Genomic DNA, 24,884 nt, shown 5'->3' with positions numbered 1-24,884 from the left:
GCGCAGATAGTCTCCTATAGCGAGGAAAATGTCGCTCTCGCACGGCGCCTGGACGAGGCAAAACAGCATTTAATTTTCTTATAGACAAATTAATTGGCTTTGTCTATCGCTCTAAGATGGGCGAAGCGCGAGTCTCCGCTATCGCGACGGGATCGCCGGAGGCAGAGATGGCTTTAAGCAATGAAATGCGCCGTTTGGAAACAAAATGGCAAACAGGAAACGGGTGGCCGAAATGGCTAGAATGGCTGCAAATCCAACGCATACGAGGCTGGTCTGATCAGCGGATCACGTTTGACTTTCCAATCGTTGCCATTGTCGGAGAAAATGGATCAGGGAAAAGCACCGTGTTGCAATCAGCGGCATGCGTATACCAGAATCAGGAGCAAGGGGGCGTTACTTGGTTCCCATCTGAGTTTTTCCCTGAGACAGCCTGGGATAATCTTTCGGATGTCCGGCTGACCTTCGGTTACAAACAGGGCGTTGAGCACAATGTGTCATCGGTTCGTAAACCAACTACTCGCTGGCTCGGTCAACCAGAGCGCCCGGAGCGAAGGGTAGCCTATATTGATCTTAGTCGGCTCCAGCCTGTAAGCACGCGCGTTGGGTACGCCAGAATCGCCAAAAACAAACATCTTGAGCAATCAGCAACGCCATTCACCGATGATCAAGTCTCGCGCCTCTCACAGATCATGGGACGAGATTACGATAACGCTAGGATGGCAATATCAACGATCGATGCAAGTCGGGAAATACCGGTACTTTCAAAAGCCAATCAGCCATATTCCGGTTTCCACCAAGGCTCAGGCGAAACTACAGTTGCGGAATTGCTTGGGACTCCGCTTCCTCAATATGGACTGATCCTAATCGATGAAATTGAATCGTCTCTGCACCCGAGGGCACAACGCAGACTTATACGAGACTTAGCGGTTGCCGCGCGCGACCGTGAATGCCAAATAATTGTCAGTACGCATTCACCTTATATCCTAGAAGAATTGCCACTTTCAGCACGGATCTACATTCTGGAAACGGGTAGAACAAAGGAAATTGTTAATGGAGTTAGCCCTCAGTTTGCAATGACGAAAATGGATGATGAACAGCATCCAGAATGTGAACTTTATGTTGAGGACGGTCGCGCAGCTGTCTTTTTAAGTGAAATACTTAGCAGGCACGCTCGCGAGCTATTTGTTCGATGCTCAATTATTCCATATGGAGCTGCTAATCTTGGTGTAGCACTTGGTCAGATGGTTCAAGCAAATAGGTTTCCTCGGCCAACGCGAGTTTTTCTAGATGGCGATCAGGGTGCGGCGGTTGGTTGTCTGCTCTTACCTGGAGGAGATGCCCCAGAAAGGGTCGTCTTTGAAAAATTACAGCGCGAAAAATGGCGTCATCTTTGGACGAGAATTGGTCGAGACATTGCTTTGGTTTCGGATGCCTGTGAGCGCGCTATGACACTGGCCGATCATCATGAATGGATACGATCAGCAGCGAATCAATTGATGTGCGGCGGGGATGTTCTCTGGCAAGCCATGTGCTGCGAATGGGCAGAGGTCACATTAGTTCGCGATGTCCAATACATCGCCGATAGTGTCGGTGATGCGCTGGCTTAGCGCTCCCATCGCTTAGCAGCCGCTTTCTTCGCTATCTCAGCCCGCCGCTCCGGCGTCATGCTTTTGGCTCTCGCCGCGCCGCCCTTTTTGCCAAGCGCTTTCGCGGCAGGGTCTTTACCATCGTCAGGGATGGTGTCTTCAATCTCGCCAGTGGCAATACGCATGACATGGACAGCATTGCCGATAACGTCGGCGGGGCGCTTTTCGCCTTTGGGGCCTCTAGGCATCGTCCAGCGGTTCCCTGTCTTCAACGATAGAATGGAAGTAGTACCAGCCTTTTGCCCATTGTTCATGAGCATCAGAGCCTGCTGGATATGGGTTATCTGATAACGGTTTGCCGTCCGCAGCGGCCAGCTTCCCTTCCTCCATTGGATCGGCTTCCATTCAGCGCTCCATTGCTTGTCGGCAAGCATATAGGAAGCAGATGGAGACGGCGAGAGAATCATCAATGGGGCAGAATTTCAAACTGAGACACTACCAAATTATGTGGTTGCTATGTTTGAATTAACTCAAGTAATTTCGTTAAAAAATTTAATTTGTACCTACGAAATAGTAATTTTCAGCTTATACCAACGGTCATTATAATTAACAGATATGGGCCCGGTCCCGCCCGCAGATTGAGGTGATGGTTTTTGGCTGGGCGATTACGTTTCGCCAAACCTCGCGGGCGGCGTCAATGATGGCGTCATAGGTGTCGAAGAGGCGGTTTGAGAGCCTGTTGGCGCGCATGAACTGCCATATTCTCGACGGGGTTCAGCCCCGGGGAGCGCGAGTGCAGAAAGGGTCATGTTCCTGGGGACGTTAAGCGCGCCCGTCGTATGCCAGTGGGCGCGGTCAAGCAGCGGGAACAGCGTTCGCGCTTTTGGTGCCGCTGCGGGAGATTTCGTCGAGGGGAGCTGCATCGCCCCTGTGTCGGCATAGGGCATTGCGAGCGTGGCGCCGGTTCCACGCCGCCGGGCAGATCGCCCCGAACAGATAGGCGCCCTCATAGCGCTGGTTGGCGAGTGACGCTTTTACCCCATTTACGCTCCACTAGGACAATCCCGTCAATGGAGATCCCCTGTCCATCACACCAGTTCATCGAGGCTGGCGACAGCCGATTGCAGCCGTTCAAGCCTGTTTCGGAATAGTCCGTCGTTGCTTAGGAAAAGCCGGGATTTCGATGCGACGACAAGATCGCGCGCGGCGCTGACAATGATTGGGCCGTCGAGGAGCGACTGAAACCGCTTCGCCGCTGCTCGGACTGGCGGATAGGAGGGAGGCTCAGGCGGCAGCCGACCCACGTCTTCCACTCGGCAGCGTGCACGGAAATCCTCCATCAGCTCATCGGACTGTCGCGTTGGGAGCGATATCGGCGGGTGGACGCAGGCCATCGGCCCTGAGTTCGCGGGCTATGCGTTCATAGCGGAAGCGCTCGCTGCGTGTGCTCGTGCCCAGCAAAATAGGCCCATAATCAAGCCCAAGGGACATAGTCCAGTCGCGCCATTTGAATACAATAATGACCGGTGGTGTGGTACTGGTATCCATGGCACCCGGAGCGTATCGGCCAAGATCGCGCCGTGCATCGCCTCGGTCACGACCAGCTTTGCTCGCGCGATCTGGCTGAGGATTTTGGGTACCGGTGAGCGTGGGTCGCCGAATTGCATCCCCGCCGCATTGGAGGCGAGCTCCCAGCGGCCAGGCCTCAATGAACCATGATGTGGGATGAACAAAATCTCGTCCGTCTCTTGCCGCTCCGGGTGTAGTTCTGGAGCCCCAGCGAGCAGCGCTGCACCATCGGTAATCGCGGCTCGGGGCAGAGGCCAATCGCAGCCGCGGTGAGCGGACCCCTGACCGCCTTAATATACAAGCCGTCGATCTTTCGGGGAACGACGCAATAGCCGGCGACGGTGCCAAATATAACCACGCACTTGCCGGAACTATAAAGCGGCTTCAACCGCCTTTCATTGAGGCTGCTGCCAATCCCGACCAGGACTAGATCATCAGCCTCCAGCACCTTGGGGGAGAGGATTTTGGGCCAGAGCAGTGCGTTTAGATCGTCTCAAAATAACCGTGAAGGATCTTTGTGGTAAAAAAGCTCCATTTCAAAGCTTTTCGATCCGCGCAAGTGTAAACAGCCCAAACGGCGGCAGTTTGCGTCGTTCCACGAGGCGGACGGAAGGGGTGGAATCGATCCAGTCACCCAAAACCGACCAGGGGAATTCCGGCCGCCAGCCGAGTTCAGCGCTGCATTTGGCAAGAGTGGATTCGATCCAGGATATCGGGCCTTTGCCGCTACCGACATGATTGACGAGGATAATCTCGCCACCTGGTTTCACGACTCGCACAAATTCATCGAGGCTGGCATGCGGCTCGGGCACGACCGTCAAGACATAGGGGGCAACCACGACATCGAAATGGGCGTCTGGGAACCCGAGGCGCGCCGCGTCCATGGCGACTAGGCCTTCGACATTACCTAAAGCCTTGGCATTCACACGCTGCTGCGCACGCAGTAGCATGGGCTCAGAAAGATCAACGCCGATCAATTGAGTTTGGGAGTCGAACATTGGTAATTCAAGGCCGGTTCCTACCCCGACGTCGAGAATTCTTCCGCCGCGTCGGTTGGCAGCCGTGGTGATGGCTTTGCGTCCGGGTCTCAATACGAATGTAAAGACGAGATCGTAAATAGGCGCCCAGCGAGCATATGATTTTTTGATATGTGTACTATCAAGAACCATGGGACCTCCGGCTGAAGCCGAATTCTGGTGCAAGGTATCGCCGAGAAATGATTCGTCTTGCATCGGCGCCAACCTCCAAACTTCGTAACAATAGTCTCCATTCCCACGGGCCGTCGCCCGGGTCAAATATTTGATTCAACCACTTAGCACTACTTTGGCAGATTTTTGTGGGATCTATCGTTTTTGGGATTCCCGAGTTTCGTGTTGCGTGATTCATGGGTGGTCGACCTCACGGAGGGCCGACCATGGACGAGGGCTGGAAATCCGACCTGGGGCGGTGGCTCCTACCTTTTCTCAGTGCTTTTCGACACAAGGCGCGGGCACGGATGTGCCCGGTTTATGTCGCGGGACTCATCGGCGCGGGTGATCGCAAGAGTGTCCAGCCCATTGCGGCGCGTGATGGCGAAGTCGGCTACGACCAGCTTCATCACTTCATCACCAGTGGCGTGTGGGAGGCCGCGCCGCTCGAGAAGGCTTTGCTCGCCGAAGCCGACAGGATGGTTGGCGGCGCCGACGCGTGGCTGATCGTCGACGACACCGCATTGTCGAAAAAGGGCGAGCATTCGGTTGGCGTCGCGCCACAATATGCCTCATCGCTTGGAAAGACTGCCAACTGTCAGTCGCTGGTCTCGCTAACGTTGGCGTCGCGCGAGGTGCCGGTGATGGTGGGCCTGCGGCTATTCCTGCCCGAGAGCTGGACAGATGATCCTGAGCGCATGGCGCGGGCCGGTGTGCCGAAGGATAGACAGACTGCTCTGACAAAGACGGAAATTGCGATCGCGGAGATTGATCGCGTCATCGCCTCTGGGGCGTGGTTTGGCTGCGTCCTTGCCGATTCAGGGTACGGCTCCAGCGGGCCTTTCCGCCAGGCTCTGAGCGAGCGCGGTCTGCTGTGGGCGGTGGGTCTGTCGCGACGCCAGAACGTCTATCCCGCCGACGTTGCCCTGATCTTCCCCGCCATGAAGGCGGGAAGACCCCGCAAATACCACATCCCTGATCAGCCCCCGGTCTCTGCTGAAGCGTTGTTGGCCGGTGGCAAATGGCAAAAGGTCAGCTGGCGGCGGGACACCAAAGGCCGGCTGACATGTCTCTTCGCGGCCCGCCGTGTCCGCGTTGCGGATGGCCATAAGCACCGCATGCTCGATAATCGTATGCAGTGCATGCCGGGCGACGAGGTCTGGCTCGTCGGCGAGCGCCGGTCGACTGGCGAGCAAAAATACTACGTGCCGAACTTACCAGCCGATGCGAGCCTCAAGATGCTCGCCGCCACGATTAAAGCCAGATGGGTCTGTGAGCAGGCCCACCAGCAGCTCAAGGAAGAGCTCGGCCTCGACCACTTCGAAGGTCGCTCCTGGACCGGCTTACATCGACATGCTCTGATGACAATGATCACCTACGTCTTTCTCCAATCCCGCCGCCTCAAAGCAGCGGGACGGAAAAAAAAGAGTCGGGGGACCGCCGCCACAACCAAGCTTGCCGGCCATCAGGCAAGCCATCCTCGACCTCTTTGTTCGGCCTCCACCCAGGCGATGCCCCCACTGTGAGAAACTCCTCGCAGAAGCCGTCAAACCTAAACTGCCAAAGTAGTGCTAGGGTCCTGGTAGAGTTAGGCCATCAAAGTGGCATCGACTCAGCTGGCTGGTATTGATTTAGCTTCGGCGGCTGAGACGATTCCGTTGATGTGATAAATCCGCCGCCTAAAACCCGTGCGCGGGGCTGGTTTGAAGCATAAAAGACGCAGGCTTGGCCGGGCGAAACACCCTCTTCAGGAATGGCGAATTCCACAGATGTTTCTTCGGCGCCAATAAAAAGAAAGCCCTGAACAGGTGGCCGGGACGAGCGAACTTGTACGAAGACTTCCTTACCCTTCGCAAGATCCCCTAGTTGACCGGGTCCAATCCAGTTAAGCCCCCGCAAACGGACCGAGCGAGTGGCCAGCGCTTCGCGCGGCCCAACCACAACTCGCGCTCGAGCCGCATCAAGTTTTATAACAAAAAGCGGTTCGCGGGCGATGGAGCCTCCAAGACCTAGTCCACGTCTTTGACCGACTGTATAATGGATGACGCCAGGATGGCGTCCGAGCAGGTGGCCGTCAAGATCTACTATGTCCCCGGGCCGGGCAGCGCCGGGTGCCAAACGTTCGACAAGTTCACTGTAATTGCCAGTTGGAACAAAGCAAATATCCTGACTGTCGGCTTTTTCGGCAACCGGAAGCCCAAACCGCCGCGCGAGACCACGAACGTACACTTTTTCCATCTCGCCAAGTGGAAACCGCAAAAGTTGGAGCTGGGCCTTGGTTGTGGAGAAGAGGAAGTAACTTTGATCTCGGGAAAGGTCATGTGCCCTATAGAGGGCGCGCTCGCCTGCGGCATCAAGGGCTGAGGATACGTAGTGGCCGGTCGCAAGAGCGTCAGCGCCAAGCTCCAGCGCTGTCCCCAGCAGATTGGCGAATTTAATTTCACTGTTACAGGCAACGCAGGGTATCGGCGTTTGACCTTCCGCATAACTTTTTGCGAAAGGAGAAATAACATTAGTTCGAAACCGCTCCTCGTAATCTAGAACATAGTGCGGTATGCCGAGGCGGGCGGCAGTTAGACGGGCATCATGAATGTCCTGTCCGGCACAACACGATCCGGTGCGGTGAACCGCAGCCCCGTGGTCGTAAAGCTGCAACGTTACGCCAATAACATCGAAACCTTGTTCCTTGAGCAAAGCAGCCACGACAGAGGAATCGACTCCGCCTGACATCGCCACGACAATTCGCGTTTGCGCTGCGGATTTGTGGAAGCCGAGACTTTTGGGATCAAAGATCCCTCCCGGAGCACGGTCTTGATTCATGGCCGTCGCCCAATGCTCACTCTCTTGGCTCGCAACAAGTTATTGCACCACGTGCCGGATTGAACCGGTGTCGGCGCTTCTAGGTAACAGTGGCGCACATACTACAATATACGCCATGCTTAGCCGGGTCCGAACAGAAATATCATGCTTATCACGCCGACTGGCAGCCCCGCCATTTAATACCTCTCTATCTCAAAAGCAAATTGCTCGATACCACGGTCCTCCAGTTCTGATGGTTCCCGTGGCTATTTTCTTAACATTCTGCAAATGGATCGTCTCAATTAGAGACATAATATATGAAACGCCGTGTTGGCAGTAAATAATAGATGGCTCTTGACCAAAATTTCATTCGAAATAGCGTGGCTTCGGTTTAGGCAAATCTTAAAACACCGCACCTATTGTACATATTTGTAAGATCATCCTGATGCGTGAGTGATGAGCATGTCTGAATCAAGCCGTCTGCGGACCAAGTATGTTATCGGGCCAGACGGTAGTCCCTTGACCGTCGCCGACTTACCCCCTTCCACTACAAAGCGCTGGGTCATCCGCCGCAAGGCCGAAGTCGTGGCAGCGGTAAGAGGGGGCCTTTTGTCTTTGGACGAAGCTTGCAGCCGCTACACATTAACCGTAGACGAATTTCTATCCTGGCAATTATCGATTGATCAATATGGGCTTGCTGGACTACGGACGACCCGAATCCAGCAATATAGGCTTTAAGAGTGGCTCGGGTGATCTCCCAAATGGACGCTTGGGTGAGGTAAAAGCTACGGCGGTCTGTGAGCGCACGTTTAAAAATGATCAGGCGCGCTTGCAGCTTCTGCGTCTGGTAATTTGTGTCGCCCAATGAGTGGCATCTGGGCAATTGAAAAAAGACAAATTAAAACGAAAATCCCGGGGAATTTAAATGCGACCCAGACATCGTTCGACTGGCTGCGCCAAACGATTTCGTTCAGAAATGCAAGCAAAAAGAAAAAGCTTCCCCAGCGTAAGGTGAGAAGCCGCCAGCCGCGCTCGCTCAAGGCCAAGGCATGATCGAAAATGATCGGCAGTATTAACTTGTTCATTGCGAGGCCGCCAATGAGTGCCGTGCCGAAACCGGCATAAAGCACGGTCGGTTTCATTTTAATGAAGGTTGCGTTTTGTAAATAAAGCGTGAGTCCTCCGAAGACGAGCACAAGCACCGCGGTCATAAGTGGCACGGCCGGAAGCCGGCGTGCCACAACGAATGAGACTGCGAGCGCCACAGCGACGGCAACCATTAAGACGGCGGTCGCGGTGAAGAGACCAGCGTTGGGGCCGTTCAAAACGGAGGGCGCCAAAAATAGCGCGGCAGCAGGGGCGAACAATTTCGGGTATGCGTTCGCTACAAAAAATAGCATCAACGGCCCCATTTCGATGCCAAATTTGACCCAAGGGGATGGTTTTTCGCGTTGCCCTTCATTCTGCCTAACCGCCCGGGCACCTATTTCATTCATTATCTTGACCTTTCTGTACTTCGGGGCGACGAGCTTAAATTTAGATTTCCATTCCCGCGATGGCGCGGGCAAATTCCCGTGCCTCAAAAGCTTCAAGGTCGCTTGCACTCTCGCCGACGCCAATAAAATGAATTGGAAGTTTGAACTTGTCCGCGATCGAAACAAGTATGCCTCCGCGCGCGGTTCCATCGAGCTTGGTCATGACCAGACCAGTGACTCCGGCGAAACGGCTGAAAATCTCGACTTGGCTAATTGCGTTCTGGCCCACTGTTGCATCGAGCACGAGAAGCACCGCGTGCGGCGCCTCGGGATCGATCTTTTTCATGACGCGTATGATTTTTTCGAGTTCCGCCATGAGTTCGACCCGGTTCTGTAGCCGGCCTGCTGTGTCCATCATCATGACCTCGGTACCACATTCCCGAGCAGCCTTCATTGCATCGAAAGCCAGTGCCGAAGCATCGCCACCTTGTTCATGCGCGATCACCGGACAATCGAGGCGTTTTCCCCATATCCGCAATTGCTCGATCGCGGCCGCTCGAAATGTATCGCCAGCAGCAAGGAGGACACTCAAACCCTTTGCCTTGAATTGCGCCGCGAGCTTACCGATGGTCGTAGTCTTGCCAGATCCGTTCACACCGATCACGAGAATGACAAATGGCTTTTTGCTGACATCGATATTCAGTGGCTGGGCACAGGGAATCAAAACGCGCTCGATTTCAGAAGCGAGAATTGCCTTGACCTCTTCGACCCCGATATCCTTGTCATAGCGGCTTTCGCCGATCACTTTTGATATCCGTGCCGCGGTCGCAACCCCGAGGTCGGCGCGAACGAGAACATCTTCGAGGTCGTCCAGCATTTCTGTGTTAAGTTTACGCTTGGTAAAAATTGAGGTGAGACCTTCCCCGATCGAACCGGAAGAGCGAGATAACCCATGGCGCAATCGGACCCACCAGCTCCGCTCCGGTTCAGGGGAGTGTGCCTCACTGAAGGCTGTTTGCAGCTCTTCTATGGAGTTCTCTACCGCAATAAATTCCTTCGCGACATCATCATCAGTGGGATTTGGGGGGAGGGCTTCGGCCGAATCTTCCCTTCGTCTGAACATTCGTTTGAACAGTCCGGATTTCAGCCTGGAATCTCTACTATCGGCACCGCGGTCCTTGCTCACTTTAAAATCCTATCACATAAACTCTGACATCCGGACCCTGTAACCACGCATCTGCGGACCGCCCCTCGGGGCATCCAGGGTAGTCAATCCTCTAATAGTCCTTAGCTTTATATGACGTGTCGTACAATTTTGTCCAAGGAATCAGGAATTATTCGAGAGCGTCGCTTTAGATCAAAGACGGCATTACGTGCCCATGCGCTCAACCTCCAATTTCCAGCGATAACTGTCAGAATGATTTGGAATGGTGCCGATGCGAGCAATTTTTTGGGGCAATCCGTCAAAAGATTTGCTAATGTTTGTGTAAGAACGTGCAATTGCGTGCGACGCAGTTGCGTTGACATGCAAGCAGATGTGAGCGTTATATGCGCGGGTACCAAGCACGAACTCCGATGTTGGCTCCTGCCCCAATCCTCCATCCATGAATTTGTGTCGTATCGCGCCAATCCAACGAAAGCCATTGGAAAAATACTGAGGCATCACCCGAGAACATTTTAGCTCATTCAACGTGCTTAGGCTTTCGGTCAGCATGTTAACTACTTCTCGCAAACCAGACTGTTGAAGGCAAAAATGTACGAACGTGCTATTCACTGTTTTGCAGATACGTTGACATGTGAGCAATTGTCAGCGCCATATGCGCGGGTACCGAGCACGGCCTGCGCCTTTTTTGGTGGTTGCAGAATAGCCGCCGGTTACACGCCCGTCATCTTAAAAAATGGCACACTTTAGCAAGTATCTTGGGCTCACCGTGGCTTGCCGAAGTTTTTCAGCGATGCGCTAGGCTGCTGCGCTGTCCTCAATGAAGCAGGGGCTTCCGGCGCTTAATAAGGTCGCACGTCCCCATAATATCGCGCCCGGGACCACGCATGGTAATATTTAGCGCAGGCCAGGAGGCGGGTCGTCTCCTCCTCAATGGCCCGCAGCGTTATACTTGTCTAGCAGGTGGTACACGCTCTGGGAAAACATTTCTTATCGTTCGCACTATCCTGATGCGCGCACTTGAAGAGAGAGACTCCCGTCATGCTATATTGCGCTTCCGTGCCAATGCCGCGCGTGCATCAATTGCTCTCGGGACGCTCCCTCAAGTAGCGAGCCTCTGCTTTCCTGGCATGGTACTAAAAGAACATCGTCAAGATGGATATTTGTCCGTCGTCAGATAATTTGAGACAGATGGCGGCGTGATTTAATGGAGGACGCGGCTCATCTGATGTTTGATTTTATGCGGCGTTCAATTGGTGTTGCAAGCGACGATTTTGGATGGTGGCTCGTTTGATCCTTTCTCGTTGCAGCAGAATGGTTTGTCCTCGGCCGAAGTAGACGTCAGCCGGCGTGAGATTGTCCAGGCTCTCGTGATAGCGGCGATGATTGTAGTGATCGACGAAGGTGTCGATCCTGGCTTCCAGGTCGCCGGGCAGATAATAGTTCTCAAGCAAGACGCGATTCTTGAGCGTCTGATGCCAGCGCTCGATTTTGCCCTGTGTTTGCGGGTGGCAGGGCGCGCCGCGCACGTGATCCATGTTGCGTTTGTCCAGCCATTCGGCCAGATTGGCCGAGATGTAGGAAGGGCCATTGTCCGAGAGCAATCGCGGACGATGGACGACCTTGGCGTGATCAAGCCCCGCGGCTTGCAACGCCAGGTCGAGTGTTTCCGTGACGTCCCCGACCTTCATCGTCGTACAGAGCTTCCAGGCGATGATGTAGCGCGAGAAGTCGTCCAATATCGTGCTGAGGTAGAACCAACCCCAACCAATCACCTTGAGATAAGTGAAGTCGGTCTGCCAGAGCTGGTTGGGCGCCGTCGTCTTGTCCTTGAACTCATCGGCGGCCTTCATGACGATGTAGGCGGGACTGGCGATTAGGTCGTGCTCCTTCAGCAGGCGATAAACCGAAGCTTCCGAAACAAAATAGCTTTTTGTGTCGGTGAAGCGTGTCGCCAGTTCCCGTGGCGACAGCTCCGGCTCGTCCAGGGCCAGTTGCACGATCTGGCCCCGCACATTGTCAGGAATTCGGTTCCAGACGCGGTCGGGCCTGGGAGATCGGTCTTCCAGGGCCTCTGGCCCGCCAGTCTGGCAAAGGTCGCACCATCGATAAAAGGTGGCGCGAGAGACGCCGAGTTTCTCCAGCGTCCGGCGCGCCGGCAGATGGGATTGCTCGACCAGCCGGATGATCTCCAGTTTCTCGGAAGCCGGATATCTCATTCCTCGCTTTCCCCATCCGCGATCATGCTTTTTTTGAGCAGGCGCAATTCCAGCGCCTGCTCGGCGACGACCTCCTTCAGTGCCTGAGCTTCCCGGCGCAGGTCCTTGACCTCGCCGCTGGTCGCCGCACGCGCCGTGTCGCCCGCCAAGCGCCGCTTGCCAGCCTCCAGGAACTCCTTCGACCAGGTGTAATACAGGCTCTCGGCGATGCCCTCGCGCCGGCAGAGTTCCGCGATGCTATGCTCGCCGCGCAGGCCGTCCAGCACGATGCGGATCTTCTCCTCCGCCGAATATTGCTTGCGCGTTGCTCGGCGAATGTCCTTCACGATCCGCTCGGAGGACGACTTGGCAGTTCCGGATTTCTGGCTCATCTCCACTCCTCGATGGTTACGATGAGCCAGAAATCCTCCGTTATTCAACCCGCTAAATCTGTCTCACAGGTGCTGACGCCGGACACCCGTCTGGTAAGTTGCATTGGACCAACGTTCTCTTTGGTGAAAAACGTGATCCAGTTTCTATGCAGATGTTGAAGGACCCGGAGAACTATAAGCGTGCATTCCTGAATCCTCCGGACAACGAAGCAAATCTCTCCAAAGAATTTCTGGAAAGCCTTGAGAATCTTCCGGAGAAGCAGCGCAAACGATTTTACGAAGGCGTCTACGTTGATGAAGTCGATGATGCTCTGTGGAACTATGAGATAATTGAATCATATCGTTGTAAAATCGAAGATATTCCAACAGAAAAACGCGCGGCTGTGGTCGTCGCACTTGATCCTTCCGGTGCAGCTGGGAGAGATGATTTGGGCGCCGACGAAATAGGAATCGTCGTCGCCGCGAGAGGATTTGATGGAGATTGTTACATACTTGCGGATCTGTCTTGCCGGGATACGCCATTGGGATGGGGGAGGCGAGCGGTTACCGCCTTCCACGAGTATAGCGCCGATTGCATCGTTGCAGAAAGCAACTTTGGTGGTGAAATGGTACGCGCCACTATTCATGCCGCCGACAGGAACGTGCCGGTACGGCTTGTGACGGCCAGCCGCGGCAAGGCGGTCCGAGCCGAACCGATTTCTGTGCGCTACGCACAGGGTCAAGTTCATCACGCCGGAAGGTTTGGCAAGCTTGAAGATCAGCTTTGTGCTTTTTCCGGTGCTGGCTTCACTGGCGGAGGAAGTCCCGACCATGCCGACGCCGCGGTCTGGGCGCTAACTCATCTTTTCGGCCGCGATGATGGGACGGGAATTATTGAATTCTATCGGCGCGAAGCGGAAGCTACCGGCGCCGGGTAGTGCTGCCAAAAGATAACTGACTATTACGTATCTTGGGCGTCAATAACGCACTCTGCAGAAACTCAAATATAAGAGGGAATCAGTATGGCCGAACGTAGCAAAGGGCAACGGAGCTGGCCGTTAGATCCCTACGAAGTCAACGTCAGCTTCGCGAGAACCGAAGCTGGAAAGGACGAAGCAAATTGGTTCGGGCCGCTGGAGCCTATCACGCCACTTGCCCCTCCGGAGGTTGCTGGGCGGCAATGGGATTATCCGGCAGGATATAATCTGTCGACGCTATCGCGTCCGTTTGAACGGGTTACCTTTTCGACTTTGCGCTCGCTTGCGGATGGCTACGATCTTTTGCGGCTTGTCATCGAAACGCGTAAGGATCAAGTCTCGCGCCAGTCGTGGAGTATTTCAAGGCGCGATTCATCGTCGCGCTCAACAAGCGACGTGGAAAGAATCGAAGAAATTCGGAGATTCTTCGCTCGCCCGGATGGCATCCATTGCTTTTCCGATTGGTTGCGCATCTTGCTCGAAGAAGTTCTTGTCACCGATGCTCCGGCATTATATGTGAGCCGGGACCGCAGTGGACATCTTAGGTCTCTTTTGCCGCTTGATGGTACGACAATCAAACCAGTGATCGACGCATGGGGACGTCCCCCGCAACCGTATTTCGACAAAGGCAAAATTATTTACCCAGCAGCTTATCAGCAGATTCTGAAAGGATATCCGGCGATCAATTATTCCGTGCGGGACCTGATCTACAGACCCCGAAATCTTCGTGTCAATCGGGTCTACGGTATGAGCCCCGTGGAGCAGGTTATGACAACGGTGAATATAGCCTTACGCCGGCAATTGTATCTTCTCGAGTATTTCTCCGAAGGCAATATTCCCGACAGTTTGATTGGTGTGCCGGAAAGTTGGGCACCAGATCAAATCGCCACTTATCAGAAATACTGGGACGCCTATTTCGAGGGTGATCTCGGCCGTCGTAGGCGTGCGAAGTTCATTCCAGGAGGAGTCGCGAAGACTTTTATCCAAACGAAGGAACCAGAGCTGAAGGGGCCGTTTGACGAATGGCTCGCTCGTATTATCTGCTTTGCATTTTCGATCTCTTCGCAAACTTTGATGCAAACGGTCAATCGGGCAACAGCTGAGACCCAGAAAGAGCTTGCTGAAGAAGAAGGTCTCTCTCCTATACTCGCCTGGGCGAAGGCGCTCGTCGACGATATCCTGTCTAGTGAATTCAATTCCCCGGATCTCCAATTCGTCTGGAGTACAGGGCACGAAACCGATCCCATCGCGCAAGAGGCGGTCCTTTCAGGTTACACGTCAAAAGGTATTTTGACCATTAATGAAGCCCGCGCCGTGCTTGGCCGGGAGCCGCTGGCTAACGCTTCAGCAAGTAGGCCAATGACCTTAACCAACACGGGATTTGTTCCTCTGCCTGTATGATGGACTGCTGCGACTGCGGTTGTCTAACCATCGGCTTGGGTTGATGAACCGAAGAAATTTGCATTTGGATTATGATGCAAGACATCGGCCGCTTCAGATCATTCATGTTTTTAAACGTGAGGAGCATTCATGTCCGCGCTGCGTATGTTTATCCCGATAGTGAAGGTCGACGGAACGCGCCGCCTAGTGTATGGCGTCGCAACAGCCGAGATGGAGGACCGGGCAGGAGAGATATGTGATTACGCATCGACCAAACCTCTTTATGAAAAATGGTCGCAAGAAATTGCGAAAGCTACTGGTGGCAAGTCATTTGGTAACCTCCGTGCAATGCACGGGAATGTAGCAGCTGGAAAAGTTACCAAAATCACATTTAATGATGCAGAAAAAAAAGTTGAAATTTGCGCAAAGGTGGTTGACGACGTCGAATGGCTAAAGGTTCAGGAAGGTGTTTACACGGGGTTTTCACAAGGCGGAGTTTACGAACGGCGTTGGCAAGATACGGAGGGTCGTAACCGCTACACGGCTGCGCCGAGCGAGATCTCACTCGTTGATTTGCCATGTTTGCCGGAAGCCACATTTGAAATGATCAAGACAGATGGAACAATCGAGAAGCGAAGTTTTGGAAAAGGATTTGAAGAAACTGCACGTCTTAAGAAACTTATCGAGGAGTTGAACTGGTTGCGAGATGACCAGGAATTGGGGGAAATGATCCCGCCAGATGATACAGGCAAAGCTGCAGATACCCGGCAGCTTTTTGCGCGTACTTTAGCCATCCTAAGGACTATGGTGGGCGAAGAGACCGATCTGCAAGCCTCTCTAACAATGTTTGACGCGCCTCCAAAATCGGCCTCACTAAAATCGGTGAGTACGATAAAACGCGGTCCTGGGGGCGAGGAAGCAGACCAAGCGAAAATGCAACACTTGCGTGACTCATCCGAAAATCTTGGAGCCATCTGCACGACGCAATCTCAAAGAGGAATAGAAAAACGGTTCGATTTGCTTGCGGATACTCTGGCAGATGTACTGTGCCGTCTTAAGAACATTGAAGAGCAACCTTTCCCTTTGCCATTCTTAGGTCAGCCGCGGGTCATCTCTAAAGCGGATGATGTCGGAGATGAATCTTCTTCTGGTAACGAAAAGCTACTTTCAAATCCGGATGCTCTGTCCGTACTTGCCATTAAATTAGCGCAACGAAATGGCCGCCCGCCATTGCGCTAGCGGTTCCTTTTGGATGCCTAATTAGGCACAGCTAGGCGAACCTTAGTCAAGAGCCGACGGCAGCTTCGCGTTGGCTTTGATACCAGCATTTCCCGAATAGAGTAAATGCGGATCGCGGCGACGTGAATTCCAAAAAAAGTGTGATCCACGATAATTCCATCAAATGCAGATGCGGATAGGAGCAAGACATGACCATACAGACTGATGCTCAGGAAATTCTGGAAAGACTTAAAACTACGCAGCAGAAGCCGCTTGGCGATCCCCGATTTAATAGCCTATTGGGGCTCGAAAAAAGCACGTTTTCGCAAAACCCAAGTGCGACCTCCGGGCTTACATTCTATGACTTAGAACTTGGAGCCAAATTCCTCTATCCCGTTTTAACTCCATTGCGAAACATGATCCCGCGTGTTTCTGGGAAAGGCGGAATCCAGGCCGCGTGGCGGGCAATAACCGCAATTAATACGACGGGTTTGCGCTTTGGGGTGTCATCGGCCAATCGAGGCGGCGTCATGGCGGTCAAAACTCAGGACTATACTGCTAGCTACAAAGGTATTGGTGTAGAGACGAGCGTTGATTTCGAGGCTCAATATGCGGGCCAAGAATTCGATGATGTCCGAGCAATCGGTGCGAAAACCGGACTTGAGGCGCTTATGCTCGGGGAGGAAGCGATGATCCTCGGCGGCTGTACATCGGTGCCGCTCGGCGCAACACCGACGCCGACGCTCGCCGCTTTGACCACGGGAGGCACTTTAGCGGCGCAGACTTGGTCTATTATTTGCGTCGCAATGACGCTTGACGGGCTGATGAATGGTAGCGTCGCAGGTGGCGTGCAAGGACAAATCGTTCGCCAAAATGCTGATTTATCGTCCGATACATTTGGAGGCGGCTTGGCAAGACCTAGCGCCAACGCAACCGTAGCCACCACGGGTACGACTGGTTCCATCAGTGCAAGTGTTACTCCAGTGATCGGCGCGCTGGGTTATGCCTGGTTCTGGGCGTGACGGGTTCTGAAAAACTCGGAGCGATAACGACGATAAATTCGTTGGTAATCACCGCTACAGCAACCGGATCTCAGCTTGCTACTTCGCTTCAGGTCAATAACGTTTATGTTGACAACTCTACGAACGCGCTTGCTTTCGATGGCCTAATTTATCAGGCGCTCATTCCAGGCTCAGGCTCGTATGTTTACACGATGGCTACAGGGAACGCCGGGACGGGTACACCACTGACCTCCGACGGCGCGGGCGGAAAAATTGAGATCGATACAGTTCTAAAATCGATGTGGGATAATTACCGTCTTTCTCCCGATACGATGTGGGTCAATTCCCAGGAGGCATTGAACATATCGAGAAAGATCCTCGCGGGATCGCAAATCGCCGCGCAGCGGTTTGTCTTCGAAACAGCGCAGGATCTTATGGGCGGCGGCATCATGGTCCGCACTTATCTTAACAGGTTCTCGATGCAGGGCGGCAGCGTGGTCGATATTAGGGTGCATCCAAACATGCCCGCTGGAACAATTCTTATGACCACTAAGATATTGCCTTATCCGCTCGCCGGCGTCGGCAATGTCGTCCAAATTCGGACGCGGCAAGATTATTATCAAATCGAGTGGCCGCTTCGTACGCGTAAATATGAATACGGGGTGTACGCTGATGAAGTATTACAAAATTACTTCCCGCCATCCCTAGCCTTAATCACAAATATTGGTAACGGGTGATAGGTCCTTCTAACTCCCTTTCATTTTGACATTCCATCTACATCGGAGCGAAGCCACTTCGATGGTAATGCCACGCGTTTGTTAAGATAATTCACTGCGCAAAACATGTTTCTTTAGGCGCTCTAGATAAGGACCTTTGCATGAAACTACGGATTCCTGACGGATGCCGTGCGGTATCGTTCGCGGGTACTGCCATTGAGATAGGAGAAGACCAATCTGTGAATGTCGAGGACGAAGCTAGCGAGACTCTTGTCTCGCATGGCTTCATCCTTTGGGACGAAAAGGGATTTGATGTATCACGTCGACGAAGCGCACTAACTGCTTCAAGTGTGGCGGAGGCTTCGATGCTGCCGGATGATAGCGATGAACCGGGCATTCTTGCTATCACCAATGTCCCGGACTGAATTGAATTCATGTTTTCTTGGTATTCGCAATCCGTTAGCATTCTTACGGTGGATGCAAGAAATTCCTAACTCTCAGCCAATGGATAGCCCCCGCTGGATCTCTGCACTGCGGCGTAATTAGGTTCGAGTAAAGAAGTGCTAGCAACACGACGGCTGAAGGCTTGATCTCTGAGAAGACCGAAGCCAATTCTATAAGACAAAAGGCTCAATAATACGTCAGGATTAGACACTATGGCGGGTTCATTCGATCTCATCGGCCTCGCTGACATCAAGCGATGGCTTGATGTCGCCGGAACCGATGATGACATTCTCCTCGCGCGACTAATTGCGCAGATCAGTCAAGCAATTCTTCACGTTATAGATCGTCCTACAATTTTGCCGCTAACTTACAACGAGATCCGCGACGGGGGTAATGAGACTTCAATTATGCTCCGTCAATGGCCCGTGATTAGTGTTTCCTCCGTTACCATTGACGGCGTTGCAATATCTCCCTCGCCTCTGCTTGTTGGCGGCAAAACCATACAAGCGGGCTACGTTCTTGACCCCTCTGACTCGGCCCCACCCGGCTCTATGCAGCGGTTGTCGCTGCGGGGGGCTCGTTTTTATTGTGGTGTACAAAACGTCGCGATTTCGTATACCGCAGGATACCAGGCTTCGAGAGAAAAGGCAGTTATTCCAACGACGTCTCCCTATAGCATTTCAGCGCAAGCACCTTATGGTGATTGGACCAGCGACGCCGGCGTCGCATACTCGAACGGCCTTTCATTGGTTCTGGTCACCGGAAATCCTGCGGCTGGCCAATATACCGTTGGGAACGGCGAGTATACTTTTGCCCAAGCGGATGCGGGCTCCTTGGTGCTTATCAATTATGGTTACGTGCCTTCCGATCTTGCATCGTGCTGCATGGAGTGGGTAGCTGACCGCTATACGTACCGTTCGCGGATAGGCCAACAATCAAAGTCACTTGGTGGCCAAGAAACGATGGCGTTCATTGTCAAGGACATTCCCGACTATGTCGAAACGGCTTTGCTACCATATCGCCGTGTGGTCATGCCATGACAGACGTCGAATTCGATGCACAGGTATTGCAAGTTAGAATATTTGAACAAGCACAGTTTCTACGTGACGTTTTAGAAGCGAGAATTAGGCAAAAGCTCGCTGGCGATGTCTTAAATTCTCATTCGGGTTCCCTTGCAGCTTCGATCGTATCTTCGATCGAAAGCGACGGTGCGGACTTGTCCGTCTCTATCTCTAGCACTGGCCTAGCATACGCTGCAATTCAAGAGTTTGGAGGAAAAACTGCGGCTCACGATATCATTGCGACAAGCGCTAAGGCATTGGCGTTTAACGTAGGTGGAAACCAGTCTTTTGCAAAAAGCGTCCATCATCCAGGGTCAGTCATTCCCGCGCGCTCCTATCTACAAAGCTCGCTTACTGAAATGCGCGCCGAAATAGAATCTGGATTTAAACAATCTGTTCTTGAGGCATTAGCTCAAGGGTGAGTGAGCGGTATTGTCCCAATATTGATTCCGATCAAGCGGAAGCTTGGGGAAGTAGCCTAAATCTGGAGAGTTGAGTGGCGATAGCGTCGAGAGAAAGCGCCATAGAAGTGATTATGGATATCGTCGCCAATGCCTACGATTGGAAGCTTGGTCCGATAAGACGACTTAAGCTTTGGAGTGACGTACCAGCGGCAAACCGTCCCGCTTGTTTTCTATTTGAGGGCGGTCAAGAATCATACTCTTGGAACGAAAAGGGATTTCCCAAACGCGTCATCGAAGTTAGGATTTTTGTTTATCTCAACGCCAAGGATCCCGGCGTCTCCGGCGCCACGTTGATCAACGAGATGATGGATATTTTTGACGCGGCCTTTGCTCCAACGGGGAGTGATATTGCCCTCGGCAGAAATTCGCTGAGGGGGTCTGCTTATCAATGCCGCATCGATGGAAAGCCCTTGAAGGATCCAGGCGATTTAGACGGCGATGCTCTCTTGATAGTGCCGATCAAACTTATATTGCCATAAAGTGTTTATGCTGCGTGTCTGAATTCATGCGGCATCACTGTCTGTATTAAAAGCAATCAGCGGTTCTCTGGGATTCCACAAGATCCAACTTTGTTTGGCACACCTAATGGCGCCTTCGACCAAAGCGACAACAGGCATGCCGACGAACAATATCATCCTTGATCAAGCAGAAAGTTAAAGATGATCAGTCATAGTATTTTGCCTACAAAGTATACGCCGCGCATAGGTGTTCGTGGATTGATATTTGGGTATGAAATTCGTGGTCTCCGCTGTGGCGACGGCACCAAAGCATCCAGCAATCAAGACTTACTTGATACTGGTATATCGTCCACTCGGGGATTCCTTGCCCCGGGAGTGGTGTTTGTCCCAGGCAGTCTTATCGTGCGGTAACGATATACGGACAATGGATAGTAATATCCAAACGAAACGGGCATTCCATGTGACGATGCGTGACAATCACCGTCGAAGGATACAATTTGAATTGTCCAAGTAATTTGTCGTGGGTTGTCAGAGAAGGTCGAAGGAAAGAGGTCAGACATGTATAGTTTCGGCTCGGGCGTATTGCTCGGAACGCGCACGGATACAGCAAATGCAACACCGATAAATTTTGGTCTTGTGCAGGAGGTAACGATTGAGGAAGCAGCGACGATCAAAGAACTTAGCGGCCAATTCCAACGTCCAGTTGCGATAGCCCGTGGTTCGATCAAAACAACAGGAAAGGCCAAGGTTGCGCGCATTTCCGGAATAGCATTTGCCAATCTCTTTTACGGCGTTACACCATCGGCAGGTCAACTTGCGACGTCTTTCGCTGAAGTCGGGACTGTGTCATCTGCGGCGCCATTTACTTACACGGTTGTCAACGCCGCTTCCTTCGTTGATGATGAAGGTTTGCTCTATGCGGCGACCGGCCTACCTCTAACGAAGGTCTCTGCGACGCCGTCATTCGGCCAGTACTCCGTCGCTTCTGGAGTCTACACGCTCAATTCAACAGACTCTGGGAAAGCCATTTTGGCGAGCTACACATACACAATAAGCGGTAGTGGTGAAAAATTTACCGTCACCAACCAACTCCTCGGAACGACGCCAACTTTTCAGGCAGTCTTTTACTCAACATTTCAAGGCCAAGCAATTTCGTTAAAGCTCAATAATTGCACATCGAACAAATTGAGCTTTCACACTAAGCTTGAAGACTTTGTCATGCCGGAATTTGATTTTTCGTGCTTTGCTGATCCTGCAGGTAACGTGATGACTTGGTCGTTTGCGGAGGCGTCCTAACGTGCGGCCTACGCCTGAATTGATTCATCTCGGTGACCGCCATTGGCTAGTGCGTCCCTTGACGCTTCGACAAGTTCAAGAGATAGAGCCTTTGCTCATGTCGGGCGCCACCGAGGCGAAGGGCAATGTCGCAGCAGCCATGGCTATCGTCGCTATCGCGCTAAGACGGGATCATGAAGATGCCGCCACCTCGCTAGGTGACATCGAGGCAACCGCGCCAGAAATTGGAGCTGCCATGGCTACTGTTCTACACCTTGGTGGGTTTATTGAGGCGTCGGTAAAAAGAGACGCCAACCTGGGGGAAGCCCATGCGGGCGATCTCTAGGCAATAGATCCGCCCGCGTGGATTTCGACTTCATTTACGCAAGACTTATGGCTAGTTGTGGATACACTCCGAACGAAATAGATGAAATGACTATACATGATGTGAGTTGTCTTTTCGCATACTGGAAAAACTCCCCGCCGACGCATGAGATCTTGAAATGCGTTTATCGAATACAGCCAAAATCCGAGTCTCAGAGCAATAAAAATACCGATGATCCAAGTGGTATAGGTACACTCATAGCTCGATTCCCTGACGGCCTGGTGCGAGCAGTTGAAAACGGATGACGTTATGGGGGTACGTTGAGTTCAGATGGCCGAACAGGTTCGGATGAAATTGGATGGCAAACGTAGGGTTGGTTCGGGACAAATCAATGAATCAATGCTTCAGTCAATATTATAATTGGAAGCACCAATATGACGGACGATGTCTCTATCGCATTTACGGCGAACGTTTCCGACTTACAGAGAGGAATGCAGCAAGCAACAATCGCTGTCGAAGCCACGACAAATGCCTTACGCACCGGCGCCGCTCAGATCAGCGCCACATTCGCTTCACTATCACAAGCTTATGCAAGTGATGCGGCACGAAAAATAGCAACGGCACAGACATCCAGCGAAAACGAACTTGCAATCGCGCGTCAAAATGAACAAGCGCGATATGATATCGCATCAAATGGACTTAAGGAGCAAACCTCCCTCGTTAAGGAGCAAGCGCAGACGGCGCAGATATCCCGTCAAGAGGAGCTATCCAGCCTACTCCAGCTTGAGAGCCAACGTGAAAGCATTGAGCGTCAGCATCTCTTATTTCAGCAGTCGACCTATCAACAAGGTACTATTGCCTATGCTTCCGCCCAGCGGCGGATTGAAGAGGTTACTAGTGAGTCCGCGCTAAGGAGGAGCGAAATAGAGCGTAACGTCACTCAGCAAATTTACAGTGATTATAGGCGCAGCTTCGAGCAAATCAGTACAACCGTGTCTTCCTCTGTCATGAGTATGATGACAGGCCATCTGAAGCTTCGGGACACCGCACGCATCATTCTGTTACAAATTATTCAGTCGTTTGTCCAAGCTAAGGCAAGGATTGTCGCTGATTGGCTGGCTGGCGTCGCTACGCAATCCGCTGCCACACAAGCAAGTGAAGCTACCAAAACAGCGGCAGTTGCTGCTGGAACGGCGGCAAGAACGGGGTTGGAATCCACCGCCTCAACTGCTTCTATGGCGAGCACTGCGGGCGCGGTGTTAAAAAGCATCGTGGCATCGGCGAGCGAGACTTTTGCGGGTGTGTTCGGCTTTCTTTCTCCCGTCATGGGACCTGCCGCGGCGGGTCCAGCTGCTGGTGCCGAAGCGGCGGTACTGAGCGTCGGATCCGGTCTCCCCTCATTTGCCAGTGGTGCCTGGAGCTTACCGACTGACATGATTGCTCAAGTGCATCAGGGAGAAATGATTATGCCCGCGGGTCCCGCTGCAAGCTTTCGTGCCATTATGGAGTCGAACAGTGGAGTTGCTGGTACAGTACATGTACACCACGCGGTGAATTTCAATGTTTCCGCCATGGATTCACAGAGCGTAAGGCAATTTTTTAAGAATCATGGCCGAACCATCATGCGCACGATCAATGAAGGTGTCCGTACCGGGTCACATATCGGCCTTTCAAAGCTCGGAGCGGCAAGCTAACACATGGGGTTTGTGAATGGCGTGAATTTGCTTCCTGCGACCGGCGAGTTTACATACGCCACAACTGTTCGGCAAGGACAGCGTGTTACTGAAGCAGGGCTGGTACCAATCAACAATTATATGGGGAGTACTCCAGTCAGGACGGATTATTCCTTAGCGATTGACCAGCTGCAAGTTCAAATTCCGGGCTGCCAAACGGTCGCTGTGTTATGTTCATGGTTTGCGAACTCGATTGATGCCTCGACCTGTAAAGTTTATCCGTCCACAACATATATTGGAGGCTCGTTTCGAAAATGGAATGGGAACTCCTGGGACCATGATAGTTGGAGATGCTCCTCGCTCACACAGGAGTCTAGCGGACTTATCCCAATCTCGTCCAATGAGAATGGTTTATTTACCTACGGCGGGACGCCATCCGATCAGTCAATTGTTGAATGCATTATTGACCTGAAGTCGCGTGGCTTCCGCGTTGTGTTCTATCCCTTTATTCTTTTAGATGTGCCGGGAAAACCATGGCGCGGGCGGATTAGCTACTCGCCGGACGTATCAAGCAACGCCGCTAGCGCGGTCGCAACATTCTTAGTGTCCGTCCGGGAAGTAGTTGAATCGGATGAATCATTTGTGATTCATTGGCGGCTGCCTGATTCGATGAGAGGCCGCCAATGTGGACGTCCGAAAACCGCCCGAAATACAATCGTGACAAACTGCGCTATCCGAGCGATCTGACGGACGATGAGTGGTCGCACATCGAGCCGATTATTCCACCGGCCAAACGTGGCGGACGCAAGCGCTCTGTTGAGCCGCGGGAAATCGTGAACGGTCTCATGTATGTGCTGAGCACGGGATGCCAGTGGCGTTACGTTCCCAAAGATCTGCCGCCCAAGAGCACGCTGTTTGGTTATTTCGACCTTTGGAACTGGGACGGCACGCTGGATCGCATTCATCACGCGCTCTACGTGAAGTGTCGCGAAGCCATGGATCGTGAAGCGAGCCCGACGGCCTGCGTCATCGACAGCCAGAGCGTAAAGAGCGCGGAAAAAGGGGGCGCCGCATCGATCCGAGCGGCTATGATGCTGGCAAGAAGATCAAAGGCAAGAAGCGCCATATCCTCGTCGATACGCTAGGCCTGCTGCTGCATGCAGTGGTGCATCCCGCCGACATTCAAGATCGGGATGGTGGCGTGCTTGTTCTGTCGACCTTGTTCGGCTTGTATCCGTTTTTACAAAAGCTCTTTGCTGATGGCGGATATCAGGGCCCGGTCTTTCAAAAGGCGTCGGCCAAAATCCTGCCGCATATACAAATCGAAATCGTCAAACGCTCCGATCAGGCCAAAGGGTTTGAGCTTCTGCCGCGACGTTGGGTTGTCGAACGCACCTTCGCTTGGCTTAATCGTTGCCGCCGCTTGGCCAAAGACTTCGAAAATCTCACCCGAAACGCACTCGCTTTTCTCCGTCTCGCCTCAATTCGTCTCACGCTCAGAAAGCTTTGTCTGAATTGATGAACTTTCCGGACCGACTCTTAGGC

The 24,884-nt window shown here is 52.9% G+C and carries 25 protein-coding genes and 1 pseudogene; 16 read left to right on the top strand and 10 right to left on the bottom strand.

Translation table 11 applies throughout. The annotated features are described in order from the left end of the window. The first annotated feature begins 167 nt into the window (after positions 1 to 167). Positions 168 to 1,607, top strand: a complete 1,440-nt coding sequence (locus QEV83_RS05175; protein WP_280130170.1) for an AAA family ATPase — start codon at positions 168 to 170, stop codon at positions 1,605 to 1,607. On the opposite strand, the gene QEV83_RS05170 is transcribed toward QEV83_RS05175, so the two are convergent. From QEV83_RS05170 to QEV83_RS05150, 5 genes are all read right to left on the bottom strand, one after another. Continuing rightward, positions 1,604 to 1,834: an RNA-binding protein gene (locus QEV83_RS05170; protein ID WP_280130169.1), complete on the bottom strand. Its 231-nt coding sequence runs from the start codon at positions 1,832 to 1,834 to the stop codon at positions 1,604 to 1,606. The two genes, QEV83_RS05175 and QEV83_RS05170, sit on opposite strands and share 4 nt — an antisense overlap. Continuing rightward, positions 1,827 to 1,991 (bottom strand): hypothetical protein, encoded by a 165-nt coding sequence (locus QEV83_RS05165; RefSeq protein WP_280130168.1) that lies wholly within the window; start codon positions 1,989 to 1,991, stop codon positions 1,827 to 1,829. The genes QEV83_RS05170 and QEV83_RS05165 overlap by 8 nt, the downstream gene beginning before the upstream one ends. Before the next feature lie 683 nt (positions 1,992 to 2,674). Continuing rightward, entirely contained in the window at positions 2,675 to 2,899 is a 225-nt protein-coding gene (locus QEV83_RS05160; protein WP_280130167.1) for a hypothetical protein, read from the bottom strand. Positions 2,900 to 2,930: 31 nt separating this feature from the next. After that, positions 2,931 to 3,134 (bottom strand): hypothetical protein, encoded by a 204-nt coding sequence (locus QEV83_RS05155; RefSeq protein WP_280130166.1) that lies wholly within the window; start codon positions 3,132 to 3,134, stop codon positions 2,931 to 2,933. A 557-nt stretch (positions 3,135 to 3,691) separates the two neighbouring features. Further along, positions 3,692 to 4,324: a class I SAM-dependent methyltransferase gene (locus QEV83_RS05150; RefSeq protein WP_280130165.1), complete on the bottom strand. Its 633-nt coding sequence runs from the start codon at positions 4,322 to 4,324 to the stop codon at positions 3,692 to 3,694. Positions 4,325 to 4,532: 208 nt separating this feature from the next. Here QEV83_RS05150 and QEV83_RS05145 point away from each other — a divergent pair. Beyond that, positions 4,533 to 5,868, top strand: a pseudogene (locus QEV83_RS05145) (IS701 family transposase). A 70-nt stretch (positions 5,869 to 5,938) separates the two neighbouring features. Here the strand turns inward: QEV83_RS05145 and mnmA are convergent. Next, on the bottom strand, positions 5,939 to 7,072 hold the full coding sequence (gene mnmA / locus QEV83_RS05140; protein WP_280130971.1) for a tRNA 2-thiouridine(34) synthase MnmA: 1,134 nt from the start codon (positions 7,070 to 7,072) through the stop codon (positions 5,939 to 5,941). 531 nt (positions 7,073 to 7,603) lie between these two features. Here mnmA and QEV83_RS05135 point away from each other — a divergent pair. Beyond that, complete coding sequence (locus QEV83_RS05135; protein ID WP_280130164.1) at positions 7,604 to 7,879, top strand: DUF1153 domain-containing protein; 276 nt, start codon at positions 7,604 to 7,606, stop codon at positions 7,877 to 7,879. Positions 7,880 to 7,950: 71 nt separating this feature from the next. On the opposite strand, the gene QEV83_RS05130 is transcribed toward QEV83_RS05135, so the two are convergent. The 4 genes from QEV83_RS05130 to QEV83_RS05115 form a co-directional block, all read right to left on the bottom strand. After that, a complete protein-coding gene (locus QEV83_RS05130) occupies positions 7,951 to 8,541 on the bottom strand; it encodes a septation protein A (RefSeq protein WP_348273258.1) in 591 nt (196 codons plus the stop codon). 136 nt (positions 8,542 to 8,677) lie between these two features. Further along, positions 8,678 to 9,739: a signal recognition particle-docking protein FtsY gene (gene ftsY / locus QEV83_RS05125; protein ID WP_280130162.1), complete on the bottom strand. Its 1,062-nt coding sequence runs from the start codon at positions 9,737 to 9,739 to the stop codon at positions 8,678 to 8,680. Between the two features lie 246 nt (positions 9,740 to 9,985). Next, positions 9,986 to 10,330: a hypothetical protein gene (locus QEV83_RS05120; RefSeq protein WP_280130161.1), complete on the bottom strand. Its 345-nt coding sequence runs from the start codon at positions 10,328 to 10,330 to the stop codon at positions 9,986 to 9,988. 686 nt (positions 10,331 to 11,016) lie between these two features. Next, positions 11,017 to 12,368 (bottom strand): IS3 family transposase gene (locus QEV83_RS05115; RefSeq protein WP_280128402.1). Its coding sequence is split into 2 segments (ribosomal slippage): positions 11,017 to 12,032 and positions 12,032 to 12,368, totalling 1,353 coding nucleotides; the frame shifts between segments, so codons are not numbered across the junction. Positions 12,369 to 12,466: 98 nt separating this feature from the next. On the opposite strand from QEV83_RS05115, the gene QEV83_RS05110 reads away from it, so the two are divergent. The 13 genes from QEV83_RS05110 to QEV83_RS05050 all read left to right on the top strand — a co-directional run bounded on the left by QEV83_RS05110 (position 12,467) and on the right by QEV83_RS05050 (position 24,858). Beyond that, a complete protein-coding gene (locus QEV83_RS05110) occupies positions 12,467 to 13,285 on the top strand; it encodes a hypothetical protein (RefSeq protein ID WP_280130160.1) in 819 nt (272 codons plus the stop codon). Positions 13,286 to 13,369: 84 nt separating this feature from the next. Next, complete coding sequence (locus QEV83_RS05105) at positions 13,370 to 14,725, top strand: phage portal protein (RefSeq protein ID WP_280130159.1); 1,356 nt, start codon at positions 13,370 to 13,372, stop codon at positions 14,723 to 14,725. A 129-nt stretch (positions 14,726 to 14,854) separates the two neighbouring features. Continuing rightward, positions 14,855 to 15,943 carry a hypothetical protein gene (locus tag QEV83_RS05100; protein WP_280130158.1) on the top strand — a complete coding sequence of 363 codons (1,089 nt, stop codon included), beginning with the start codon at positions 14,855 to 14,857 and terminating at the stop codon, positions 15,941 to 15,943. A gap of 188 nt (positions 15,944 to 16,131) precedes the next feature. Further along, on the top strand, positions 16,132 to 16,944 hold the full coding sequence (locus tag QEV83_RS05095; protein ID WP_280130157.1) for a hypothetical protein: 813 nt from the start codon (positions 16,132 to 16,134) through the stop codon (positions 16,942 to 16,944). Beyond that, positions 16,941 to 17,660: a hypothetical protein gene (locus QEV83_RS05090; protein ID WP_280130156.1), complete on the top strand. Its 720-nt coding sequence runs from the start codon at positions 16,941 to 16,943 to the stop codon at positions 17,658 to 17,660. Before QEV83_RS05095 ends, QEV83_RS05090 begins: the two co-directional genes overlap by 4 nt. A 140-nt stretch (positions 17,661 to 17,800) precedes the next feature. Further along, a complete protein-coding gene (locus QEV83_RS05085) occupies positions 17,801 to 18,064 on the top strand; it encodes a hypothetical protein (RefSeq protein WP_280130155.1) in 264 nt (87 codons plus the stop codon). A 231-nt stretch (positions 18,065 to 18,295) separates the two neighbouring features. Next, positions 18,296 to 19,123 carry a hypothetical protein gene (locus QEV83_RS05080; protein WP_280130154.1) on the top strand — a complete coding sequence of 276 codons (828 nt, stop codon included), beginning with the start codon at positions 18,296 to 18,298 and terminating at the stop codon, positions 19,121 to 19,123. After that, positions 19,120 to 19,566, top strand: a complete 447-nt coding sequence (locus QEV83_RS05075; protein WP_280130153.1) for a hypothetical protein — start codon at positions 19,120 to 19,122, stop codon at positions 19,564 to 19,566. Before QEV83_RS05080 ends, QEV83_RS05075 begins: the two co-directional genes overlap by 4 nt. Before the next feature lie 74 nt (positions 19,567 to 19,640). Next, a complete protein-coding gene (locus tag QEV83_RS05070; RefSeq protein ID WP_280130152.1) occupies positions 19,641 to 20,087 on the top strand; it encodes a hypothetical protein in 447 nt (148 codons plus the stop codon). A gap of 537 nt (positions 20,088 to 20,624) precedes the next feature. Further along, positions 20,625 to 21,362 carry a hypothetical protein gene (locus QEV83_RS05065; RefSeq protein ID WP_280130151.1) on the top strand — a complete coding sequence of 246 codons (738 nt, stop codon included), beginning with the start codon at positions 20,625 to 20,627 and terminating at the stop codon, positions 21,360 to 21,362. Between the two features lie 97 nt (positions 21,363 to 21,459). Beyond that, positions 21,460 to 21,687: a hypothetical protein gene (locus QEV83_RS05060; protein ID WP_280130150.1), complete on the top strand. Its 228-nt coding sequence runs from the start codon at positions 21,460 to 21,462 to the stop codon at positions 21,685 to 21,687. A 413-nt stretch (positions 21,688 to 22,100) separates the two neighbouring features. Beyond that, complete coding sequence (locus tag QEV83_RS05055) at positions 22,101 to 23,360, top strand: hypothetical protein (protein ID WP_280130149.1); 1,260 nt, start codon at positions 22,101 to 22,103, stop codon at positions 23,358 to 23,360. 662 nt (positions 23,361 to 24,022) lie between these two features. Then, a protein-coding gene (locus tag QEV83_RS05050; RefSeq protein WP_280128802.1) for an IS5 family transposase occupies positions 24,023 to 24,858 on the top strand; the annotation gives its coding sequence in 2 pieces (ribosomal slippage) (positions 24,023 to 24,410 and positions 24,410 to 24,858; 837 coding nt in all). Positions 24,859 to 24,884: the final 26 nt, after the last annotated feature.

Source organism: Methylocapsa sp. D3K7 (genome assembly GCF_029855125.1).
Lineage (GTDB): Bacteria > Pseudomonadota > Alphaproteobacteria > Rhizobiales > Beijerinckiaceae > Methylocapsa.
The sequence above is the reverse complement of the archived record's forward strand: the minus strand, read 5'-3'. Positions and strand labels throughout refer to the sequence as shown.

Coding starts and splice junctions, on each gene's coding strand:
- ftsY (WP_280130162.1), bottom strand. CDS start 9,739: ATGTTCAGACGAAGGGAAGATTCGGCCGAAGCCCTCCCCCCAAATCCC.
- QEV83_RS05155 (WP_280130166.1), bottom strand. CDS start 3,134: ATGGATACCAGTACCACACCACCGGTCATTATTGTATTCAAATGGCGC.
- QEV83_RS05120 (WP_280130161.1), bottom strand. CDS start 10,330: ATGCTGACCGAAAGCCTAAGCACGTTGAATGAGCTAAAATGTTCTCGG.
- QEV83_RS05150 (WP_280130165.1), bottom strand. CDS start 4,324: ATGGTTCTTGATAGTACACATATCAAAAAATCATATGCTCGCTGGGCG.
- QEV83_RS05085 (WP_280130155.1), top strand. CDS start 17,801: ATGAAACTACGGATTCCTGACGGATGCCGTGCGGTATCGTTCGCGGGT.
- QEV83_RS05065 (WP_280130151.1), top strand. CDS start 20,625: ATGTATAGTTTCGGCTCGGGCGTATTGCTCGGAACGCGCACGGATACA.
- QEV83_RS05080 (WP_280130154.1), top strand. CDS start 18,296: ATGGCGGGTTCATTCGATCTCATCGGCCTCGCTGACATCAAGCGATGG.
- QEV83_RS05165 (WP_280130168.1), bottom strand. CDS start 1,991: ATGGAAGCCGATCCAATGGAGGAAGGGAAGCTGGCCGCTGCGGACGGC.
- QEV83_RS05095 (WP_280130157.1), top strand. CDS start 16,132: ATGACCATACAGACTGATGCTCAGGAAATTCTGGAAAGACTTAAAACT.
- QEV83_RS05055 (WP_280130149.1), top strand. CDS start 22,101: ATGACGGACGATGTCTCTATCGCATTTACGGCGAACGTTTCCGACTTA.
- QEV83_RS05170 (WP_280130169.1), bottom strand. CDS start 1,834: ATGCCTAGAGGCCCCAAAGGCGAAAAGCGCCCCGCCGACGTTATCGGC.
- QEV83_RS05175 (WP_280130170.1), top strand. CDS start 168: ATGGCTTTAAGCAATGAAATGCGCCGTTTGGAAACAAAATGGCAAACA.
- QEV83_RS05100 (WP_280130158.1), top strand. CDS start 14,855: ATGTCCGCGCTGCGTATGTTTATCCCGATAGTGAAGGTCGACGGAACG.
- QEV83_RS05130 (WP_348273258.1), bottom strand. CDS start 8,541: ATGCTATTTTTTGTAGCGAACGCATACCCGAAATTGTTCGCCCCTGCT.
- QEV83_RS05060 (WP_280130150.1), top strand. CDS start 21,460: ATGTCGGGCGCCACCGAGGCGAAGGGCAATGTCGCAGCAGCCATGGCT.
- QEV83_RS05135 (WP_280130164.1), top strand. CDS start 7,604: ATGTCTGAATCAAGCCGTCTGCGGACCAAGTATGTTATCGGGCCAGAC.
- QEV83_RS05105 (WP_280130159.1), top strand. CDS start 13,370: ATGGCCGAACGTAGCAAAGGGCAACGGAGCTGGCCGTTAGATCCCTAC.
- mnmA (WP_280130971.1), bottom strand. CDS start 7,072: ATGTCAGGCGGAGTCGATTCCTCTGTCGTGGCTGCTTTGCTCAAGGAA.
- QEV83_RS05075 (WP_280130153.1), top strand. CDS start 19,120: ATGACAGACGTCGAATTCGATGCACAGGTATTGCAAGTTAGAATATTT.